This window comes from Acinetobacter sp. IK40 (genome assembly GCF_035615075.1).
Lineage (GTDB): Bacteria > Pseudomonadota > Gammaproteobacteria > Pseudomonadales > Moraxellaceae > Acinetobacter > Acinetobacter courvalinii.
The window spans coordinates 1-1,182 of record NZ_JANBOE010000030.1 but is presented as its reverse complement, the minus strand read 5'-3'; the positions used below and the strand labels follow the sequence as shown (position 1 = coordinate 1,182).

Here is a 1,182-nt window from a genome sequence, read left to right as displayed (position 1 = left end):
ATCTCTGTACACGACAAATTTCACAGAACCCTTATCCTATCAGGATTCTGCTTTCTTAAAATTGCCAAAATTTCCTTAAACTCTTCTTTTTTCCCAAAACCAATTAAACGCTGAATCGCCATTTGAACATAGTCTAAACCATAGCGAAATAAACTCATTGAGAGTCGTCCATGCTTCTTTATTTTTATCGCTTTTTTTTGATTATGTTGCCATTCACCCGTTAAGTAACACCAACAGAAGCTTATAGCTAACACCGCAATCAATTTTTTCACTCGTCTAGGGTCTGTCAAGCGCGTATTTTCAAGATTAAACCCGCGTCCTTTGAGACAACTGAATAAGGTTTCAATTTCCCAGCGTAATGCATAATCCTGAATAGCATTGGCATTAAACTGAGGAGAAACGACGAGTAAAAGCTCTCCATTTTCTAACTGTAGTGCACTTATATATAGTTTCACCCGACCAACCAAAATCCGTCGTTTACGACATTCAATTTGACCAACTTTAAGATGGCGAAATAAATCACTAATTTTATGATTCTTTCCTAAATGATTGGTGACAATGAAGTTTTTTTAACACGAATGCAGAAGTTGATGTCTTGTTCAATTAACCATGTAAACCACTGCTCACCGATAAACTCTCTGTCTGCGAACACATTCACAATACGGTCTTTACCAAAAATGGCTATAAAGCGTTGAATCAAAGCAATACGCTCTTTCGTATCTGAATTTCCACGTTTATTAAGCAATGTCCAAAGGATAGGTATCGCTATTCCACGATAAACGATTGCGAGCATCAGGATATTAATATTTCGTTTTCCCCATTTCCAATTGGTTCTATCTAAAGTCAGTTGCACTTTGTCGAATGAAAACATATTGAAAATCAACTGAGAAATTTGACGATAATCAAAATACTGACCTGCAAAGAAGCGCTGCATACGTCGATAAAATGATTGTGGTAAGCACTTGATGGGCAAGGCTTTAGATGCAGAAGAAAGATTACATGTTTGCTTTAAAATGATCACAAGCATGATGAGCGCAAAGCACTTTAAATGTGACTTGTTCCATTTTAGAGATTTGTTTAAGATAAGATATAACTCATTGAGATGTGTCATAGTATTCGTCGTTAGAAAACAATTATTGTGACATTATTTCAATGAGTTATCTATTTTTGTCGTGTACAGAG

Annotated in this window: 1 protein-coding gene; it reads right to left on the bottom strand. The window is 35.8% G+C overall.

What is annotated here, in order from left to right; all coding sequences use genetic code 11:
• Positions 1–20: 20 nt before the first annotated feature.
• A protein-coding gene (locus MSG93_RS19230) for an IS4-like element ISAba1 family transposase (RefSeq protein ID WP_100222414.1) occupies positions 21–1,111 on the bottom strand; the annotation gives its coding sequence in 2 pieces (ribosomal slippage) (positions 21–571 and positions 571–1,111; 1,092 coding nt in all).
• Between the last annotated feature and the right edge of the window lie 71 nt (positions 1,112–1,182).